The organism is Micromonospora sp. NPDC002411, from assembly GCF_053592955.1.
In genome coordinates, this window is record NZ_JBSFBM010000334.1 from 1 (window position 1) to 7,384 (window position 7,384).

The following is a 7,384-nucleotide window of genomic DNA, read 5'->3' on the forward strand; positions in this document are numbered from 1 at the left end:
GGATCGCCGCCGACGTCGACGCCGTGATCCGCCTCGCCGCCGACAGCATGACAGTGCTGCACCGCGCCGTGGCCGACCTGCGCCTGCGCGCCGGGGTGGAGGTGGCGGAGGCCAATTACATCCTCCGCGCACTCGACCTGAGCGCGCCGGCGGACCCGCGTACCCCGGAGTGGGCGGGGTCCGCCGCATGAGCCGCGCAGCCGGTGCCCGCCGGATCGTGGTGGGAGTCGACAGGTCGTTCGCCGGGATGCAGGCGTTGCGCCGCGCGATGCAGCTGGCCCGCCGAGAGGGCGCGCAGGTGGACGCGGTCCGCGCGTGGGTCTTCGCCCCGACGTGGCGGCCCGGCACGCTGACCTGGCGGTGGCAGGACGAATGCGACCGCGCGGCAGTGGTCTACCTGCGCGGCGTGTTCGACGCGGCGCTCGGTGGGATCCCCCGGGACGTGACAGTGCGGCTGGTGGCTACCCAGGGGTACGCCGGGCAGGTGCTCGTCGACCACGCGTGCCGGGAGTCGGACCTACTGGTCGTCGGCAGCCCGCAACGCGGCCGGTTCGGCCGGTCCCGCGGCCACGTCACCCGGTACTGCGTGACCCACGCGGGCGTACCTGTCATCGCGGTGCCCGCGCCGTCCTGGGCGCGGGCCGCGACGATCCGCCGCTTCGCCCGCGACCTCGAACGATTCAGCCGATGACCGCCATCCCGGCGGCACGTGCGGAAAGGACAAAACCGACAATGGACGAGGGCCCGATAATCTACGCCGTTCCGGTGCGTGACCTGCCGGGACGGATGGTGCGGACGGTACGGACCGGTCGTTCGCCGCAGGGGCAATGGGTGGGAATCGCCTTCACCCGGCCCGAGCTGCTGGTCACCGCGATGGGCACGGATCAGCCGTGGGAGGAGCTCTGCGAGTCGGCGCTGCGCGGCATGTTGCGTCCGCTCGGCATCGACGTGATCCAGGTCGACCCGTTGCTGGTGGCACCACCGCTGGCCCCGAGGACCGCCGCCCGCCCGGAGACCGCCGCCCGGCCCGAGACCGTTGCCCAACCGGCCGGTCAGGCGCGGACGAAGCGCACCGCGTCGGCGATCACGTGGCCGTTGGTGTCCTCGGTGCGGATCAGCACGCTCCCGTCGGTGCCCGCCGTGAACGGGTAGGTGCCCAGCGGCACCCACTGGCCCCCGGACTGCCGCTGGTCGACGGTCCGGGTGGTCAGCCCGCCGGAGTACGCGATGTCCACCGGCACGTTGCTCGCCCGGTTGGGGTCGGCGGTCCAGCGCAGCTGCACGGTCCACGATCCGGAGGTGGGCAGTGTCGGGCGGAACCGCAGTCGGTTGACGCCCTTGGCGGTGTTGCCGTCGTGCTCGTAGTCCGGGCCGTAGTAGCCGCCGATGCTGGTGCTGCGCAGCCACGTACCGGCCCGGGTGACTCCGCTGGCCGCCGCGTTGTCCAGGATCACCTCGCTCGTCGATCCCCATTCCAGCACCGCGCCGTCCTGACGCAGCCGCGTCTGGAGGGTGGGCACGGAGACGGCCTGCACGGCGACGTTCCCGGCGAGCGCCAGCGACGCGGCCGTGGCGGCGGCCTGCCCGAGGATCATGAACACCGGTTCCATCCGGATCGACCCGTACGCGATGTGGCTCGCCGACAGGCAGACCGGCACCAGCAGGTTGGCGCACTGCGCCTGGTGCGGCACGATCGCCCGGTAGCTCACCGGGTACGGCGCTGGCACGCTGATCTGCACGTCCCCCTCGTTGCGTACCTTCCCGTCGACCACCACCCGCTGACAGTTGTGCGAGTCCATCGTGTAGCTGGCCAGGCCCACCGAGTCGGCGGCGCGCACCCGCCCCCGGCAGTCGGCCTCGGTCATCACGTACGCGGAGACCATCCGGCGGGCCTCACGGATGTAGAGCAGCGGAGGCCAACCACCGGTGCCGGTGAACTCGTCGACCGGCAGCCCCCACCGGGCGGTGGACTCACGCACCGACGCCGGCAGCCGTGCATCGTTGGCCAGGAACCACATCATCCCCTGCTGGTAGCTGCGGTGCTCGGCGATGATGCTCTCCCGTACGGCCCAACTCGCCGTCGGGTACGCGTGGTTGGAGCCAATGTGGTCGGTGGAGACCGCGCCGTTGTTGTTGGAGTCGGTCTTCCCACCGCCGATCGAGTGGGTGGTGAAGTACGGCCCGGTGTAGCCCGCCTGGATGTGGCGCAGCAGCAGCTCGTACCGGATCGGGTCGTAGCCGGACGGCCTGCCGAACGGGATCCGGTTGGCCGCCTGGGTGAGGCACATCCGGAAGCAGTACGCCTGGATCCGGTCGTCGCCGCTGCCCTGCGGGGCGAGCGGGGTGGCGGAGATGCCCGGCAGCAGACCACTCGCCGGCGAGCCGACCGTCACGTACGGGTCGACGGGGTAGACGAACTGGTGGGTGTTGCGGGACTGCACCCCGTTGATCGTCTCGCCGTAGGTGTCGTTGGACTCCCGCCCGACGGTGAACCCCACCCCGGCCATGGCCAGCAGGTCGCCCTCGTAGGTGGCGTCGACGAACACGCCGCCCCGGTAGACCGAGCCGTCCTCGGTGCGCAGCTCGGTGATCCGGTTGCCGCTGCGGCCGAGGCTGGCCAGCCGGGCGTCGACGACCACCGGAACGTCGGCCTCGGCCAGCATCTCCGCGAAGACGGCGGTGGCGACGCGCGGTTCGAAGGTCATCCGCAGTGGGGACGTCGGTGTGAGGGTTCCGCCGTGGTACTTCACGTACACCCGGCGGTAGAACTCGGCGGCCAACCCGCCGATGGACGCCTGGACCCCGGTGTCGGTGGCGCCGAGCCCGGCGGTGCTCAGCCCGCCGACGTGGCTGGTGGGCTCGACCACCACTGCGGTGTGGCCGAGTCGGCGCATGGTGATCGCGGCGGCCAGGCCTCCGGAGGTGGCGCCGTAGACGACCAGGTCGGCGGTGGTGACGGCGGCTCGGGCGGGACCGGCCCGGAACGGGTCGGAGAGACCGGCCAGGACGAGGCCGGCGCCGCCGGCGGTCAGCAGTCGACGGCGGGACAGGGGCACTGACACGGCGTACTCCCAGGGGGTAACCGGAGGGGACGGTTACAGAAGCACGCCGCTGCCGCTGCAAACAGAAATTCTTCAATCTCTGCCGGCGGGTGTCAACGGGTCAGGGGCGGTAGCGGTAGCCCATTCCCGGTTCGGTGATGAGGTGCCGGGGTCGGGCCGGGTCGTCCTCCAGCTTGCGCCGCAGCTGGGCCAGGTACTGCCGCAGGTAGTTGGTCTCGTTCTGGTACTCCGGCCCCCACACGTCCTGGAGGAGTTGACGCTGGCTCACCAGCTTGCCGGGGTGACGCAGCAGCTTCTCCAACACGCTCCACTGGGTGGGGGTCAGCTTCACCTCGGTGCCGTCGTCGCGCCGCACACTGTGGTCGGCCAGGTCGACGGTGTGCTGGCCGATCCGCAGCGCCGGCACCGACTCGCTGGGCGCGCCGAGCCGGCGGGTGACGGCGCGGATCCGGGCCAGCAACTCCTCCACGCCGAACGGCTTGGTGACGTAGTCGTCGGCGCCCGCGTCGAGCGCCGCTACCTTGTCCTCGCTGCCAGCGCGACCGGAGAGCACGATGATCGGCACGGCGGTCCATCCGCGCAGGCCGCGGATCACCTCCACGCCATCGATGTCGGGCAGCCCGAGATCGAGCACCACCAGGTCGGGTGGGTGGCTGGCGGCGGACTTCAACGCGGCGGCCCCGGTCGCTGCGACGTCCACGTCGTACCGGCGGGCGCGCAGGTTGATCCGCAGGGCACGCAGGATCTGCGGTTCGTCGTCGACGACCAGGATGCGCGTCATTCCTGCGGCCCCTCCGAGCTGGCGGGCGCGGCGGGCAGCCGCAGCACCATGGTGAGCCCACCGCCCGGGGTGGTCTCCGGGGTGATGCTGCCACCCATCGCCTCGGCCAGGCCCCGGGACAGGGCAAGACCGAGACCGACGCCGGTCTGGTTGTCCCGGTCGCCGAGGCGTTGGAACGGCAGGAAGACGTGCTCCCACTGGTCCTCCGGGATACCCGGACCCCGGTCGATCACCCGCAGCTCCACCTGACCGGCGTGCGCGCTGGCGGTGATCGTCGGCGGCTGGTCCGGCGGGCTGTAGCGCAACGCGTTGGCGACGATGTTGACAAGCACACGTTCCAGCAGGCCCGGGTCGGCGGTGGCAGCCGGCAGATCGGCCGGGATGTCAGTGCCGACAGTCGCGGCCGCCGGGCCAAGTTCGTCAAGCGCCAGGGGTACGGCGTCCTCCAGGCCGATCGCGGTCGCCGAGATGCCCAGCACGCCCGCCTGGAGCCGGCTCATGTCCAGCAGGTTGCCGACCAGCCGGGCGAGCCGGTCCAGGGACTCCTCGGCGGTCTCCAGCAGCTCCTCGCGGTCGGACTCGTCGAACTCGATGTCGTGGCTGCGTAGGCTGGTTACCGCCGCCTTCGCCGACGCCAGTGGCGTACGCAGGTCGTGGCTGACCGCCGCGAGCAGCGCGGTGCGCATCCGGTCGGCGGCGGCGAGGGGTCGGGCGGTAGCGGCCTCCTCGGCGAGCCGTTCCTGGCGTAGCGCGACGGCGGCCTGGGCGGCGAACGCCTCGACGATCCGCCGGTCGGCGGCCTCCAGCCGTCGGCCGCAGAGCACGACGGTGATCCGGTCGTCGACCGGGACGGTCGTCTCGCCGCTCTCCGGGGTGCAGGGCGCGTTCTCGCCGACGCTGGCCGCCACGTTCCAGGCGTGCTCCTCGCGGGCCCGCTCGGGGCGGCCCTCGGCTTCCTCGGCCAGCTCCAGCACGCTCACGGCGCGCAGCCCGAAGGTCTCCCGGAGCTGTTCGAGCAGGGCGGGCAGTGGGCGTTCACCGCGCAACACGCCGCCGGCGATGGCGGCGAGGGTCTGCGCGTCGGCGGCCGCCCGCGCGGCTTCCCGGGTACGCCGGGCGGCCACGTCGACGACCCAGCTGACCGCCAACGCCACAGCCACGAAGACGGCCAGGGCGAGCAGGTTGTCCGCCTCGGCGATGGTCAACGTGCGGAACGGCGGGGTGAAGAACCAGTTGAGCAGCAGCGAGCCGCCGAGCGCGGCGACCAGGGCCGGCCACACCCCACCGACCAGGGCGACCCCGACGACCCCGGCGAGGAACAGCAGGATGTCGTTGGTCAGGGTCAGGTCGGGCAGTGTCTTCAGCAGCACTGTGAGCAGCGGCATGCCCACCACCGCCAGGCCGAAGCCGAGCAGCCGCCGACGCCGGGACAGCGCCGCCGGCACGGCCGCCGCCCGACGGCCCTTGCCGGCCTGCTTGTGGGTGACCAGATGCACGTCGATCGCCCCGGAGAGCGCAGTGGTGGTCACCCCGACACCCCGGGCGAAGATCTGCGCGAAGCGACCTCGCCGGCTGGCGCCGAGGACCAGCTGGGTGGCGTTCACGCCCTGGGCGAAGTCGAGCAGCGCGGCCGGCACGTCGGTGCCGAGCACCTGGTGGTACGTGCCGCCCAGGCTCTCCACCAGCACCCGCTGGCGGGCCAGTTGGGCCGGGTCGGCCCCGGCCAGGCCGTCACTGCGGGCCACGTGCACGGCGAGCAGGTCGGCGCCCTTGCTGCGGGCGGCGACCCGGGCCGCCCGCCGGATCAACGTCTCGCCCTCCGGGCCGCCGGTCAGCGCCACCACGACGCGTTCCCGGGCCTCCCAGGTGGCCGCGATGCCCTGCTGGCTGCGGTAGCGGTCGAGCTGCTCGTCGACCTTGTCGGCCAGCCAGAGCAGCGCCAGCTCGCGCAGCGCGGTGAGGTTGCCGACCCGGAAGTAGTTGCCCAGCGCGGCGTCGATCTTGTCGGGCCGGTAGATGTTGCCGTGCGCCATCCGCCGACGCAGCGCCTCGGGGGTCATGTCGACAAGCTCGACCTGCTCGGCCGCGCGGACGATCTCGTCCGGCACGGTCTCCCGCTGGGTGGTGCCGGTGATCTGCGCGACGACGTCGTTGACCGACTCCAGATGCTGCACGTTGACCGTGGACAGCACGTCGATCCCCGCGTCGAGCAGCTCCTGGACGTCCTGCCAGCGCTTGTCGTGGCGGGAACCGGGCACGTTGGTGTGCGCCAGCTCGTCCACCACCGCGATCTCCGGCCGGCGGGCCAGCACCGCGTCCAGGTCCATCTCGGTGAACTCGACGCCCCGGTACTCCATCGCCCGACGGGGCACCTGCTCCAGGTCGCCGAGCATCGCGGCGGTGTGCTGGCGACCGTGGGTCTCCACGAAGCCGATCACCACGTCGGTGCCGCGCGCGGCTCGCCGCTGCGCCTCCTCCAACATGGCGTACGTCTTGCCGACGCCCGGGGCGGCTCCGAGATAGATGCGCAGTTCTCCGCGTGGCACGGGGACCATCCTCCCTGGTCAGAGTGGCGGGCGGGGCGGTGCCGGTCGGCACGGCCCCGCCCGCGAGGGTGCTCAGCGCGCGGCGAACTGCTTGTCGAGGGCGAGGTTGAGTTCCAGCACGTTGACGCCGGGCTCACCCATGAACCCGAGCGCCCGCCCGTCGGTGTGCTCCCGCACCAGCTTGCGGACCGCCGCGGGGTCCGCGCCGCGCTCCCGCGCGACCCGGTTCACCTGCAGCTCGGCGTACGCCGGGCTGATCTGCGGGTCGAGGCCGCTGGCGCTGGCGGTGACCGCGTCGGCGGGCACCGCCGGGTCGGCCGGCGCGTCGCCCCGGATCGGGGTGACCACCCCACCGGCGGCCACGTAGTCCTCGCCGGGCTGGGCCAGCTCCACAGTGACCCCCTGGTACGAGCCGACGAACGGCGTCGCCGGGGCGGTCTGGTTGACGCTGACCACCCTGGTGACCGGGCCGGTGAGACCGTCGGCGCGGAAGACCGCGAGCACGGCGCCCACCCCGTCGTCGGTGCAGTAGGGGCGCCGGCCGTCGACGCCGTTGAGCTCGCCGACGGCCTTGCTGCGCCCGCACACCTGGGTGAGCAGGCTCTCGCTGGACTCCTCCGGGTCGGTGGCGATGGTGTCGACAACGCTCTCCGGGCCCAGGTTGCTGGCCGAGGTGGAGGTCGGGTCGTAGCCGTCGCCGGCGGCGGAGGGGCGGGACTGGAAGTAGCGGGCGACGGGGTTGCCGTCCGCGTCGGTGAAGGACTGGCCGATCAGCGAGCTGCCGACGGTGTTGCCGCCCACGGTGATCAGCGAGCCGTCGGCCTTGTGGTTGAGGCCGGGCAGTTGGCCGAGCGCTACCAGGGCCAGCGGGTAGACCAGGCCGAGCAGCACCGTGAAGACGAGTACGGCGCGCAGGGCGGCGAGGTGTTGGGCGATCCAGGTGGGTGGGCTCCGGGTAGCGGGCGAGCCGGTCCGACATCGTCGGCACGTCCTGC

The 7,384-nt window shown here is 72.6% G+C and carries 7 protein-coding genes; 3 read left to right on the forward strand and 4 right to left on the reverse strand.

Translation table 11 applies throughout. The features are described from left to right. From ACWCO3_RS28625 to ACWCO3_RS28635, 3 genes are all read left to right on the forward strand, one after another. The coding region (locus tag ACWCO3_RS28625; RefSeq protein WP_450012998.1) for a hypothetical protein at positions 1-191 on the forward strand (191 nt) is incomplete at its 5' end. Then, positions 188-691: a universal stress protein gene (locus ACWCO3_RS28630; RefSeq protein WP_145786086.1), complete on the forward strand. Its 504-nt coding sequence runs from the start codon at positions 188-190 to the stop codon at positions 689-691. The genes ACWCO3_RS28625 and ACWCO3_RS28630, both read left to right, overlap by 4 nt. Before the next feature lie 74 nt (positions 692-765). Further along, positions 766-1,152: an SAV_915 family protein gene (locus tag ACWCO3_RS28635; protein WP_450013000.1), complete on the forward strand. Its 387-nt coding sequence runs from the start codon at positions 766-768 to the stop codon at positions 1,150-1,152. On the opposite strand, the gene ACWCO3_RS28640 is transcribed toward ACWCO3_RS28635, so the two are convergent. From ACWCO3_RS28640 to ACWCO3_RS28655, 4 genes are all read right to left on the reverse strand, one after another. Then, positions 1,053-3,062 (reverse strand): FAD-dependent oxidoreductase, encoded by a 2,010-nt coding sequence (locus ACWCO3_RS28640; RefSeq protein ID WP_450013002.1) that lies wholly within the window; start codon positions 3,060-3,062, stop codon positions 1,053-1,055. The genes ACWCO3_RS28635 and ACWCO3_RS28640 overlap by 100 nt on opposite strands. Before the next feature lie 100 nt (positions 3,063-3,162). Continuing rightward, on the reverse strand, positions 3,163-3,843 hold the full coding sequence (locus ACWCO3_RS28645; RefSeq protein WP_358162083.1) for a response regulator: 681 nt from the start codon (positions 3,841-3,843) through the stop codon (positions 3,163-3,165). Then, a complete protein-coding gene (locus tag ACWCO3_RS28650; RefSeq protein WP_145786084.1) occupies positions 3,840-6,389 on the reverse strand; it encodes a sensor histidine kinase in 2,550 nt (849 codons plus the stop codon). Before ACWCO3_RS28650 ends, ACWCO3_RS28645 begins: the two co-directional genes overlap by 4 nt. A gap of 72 nt (positions 6,390-6,461) precedes the next feature. Then, complete coding sequence (locus tag ACWCO3_RS28655) at positions 6,462-7,325, reverse strand: potassium-transporting ATPase subunit C (protein WP_450013005.1); 864 nt, start codon at positions 7,323-7,325, stop codon at positions 6,462-6,464. Positions 7,326-7,384: the final 59 nt, after the last annotated feature.

Coding starts and splice junctions, on each gene's coding strand:
- ACWCO3_RS28630 (WP_145786086.1), top strand. CDS start 188: ATGAGCCGCGCAGCCGGTGCCCGCCGGATCGTGGTGGGAGTCGACAGG.
- ACWCO3_RS28645 (WP_358162083.1), bottom strand. CDS start 3,843: ATGACGCGCATCCTGGTCGTCGACGACGAACCGCAGATCCTGCGTGCC.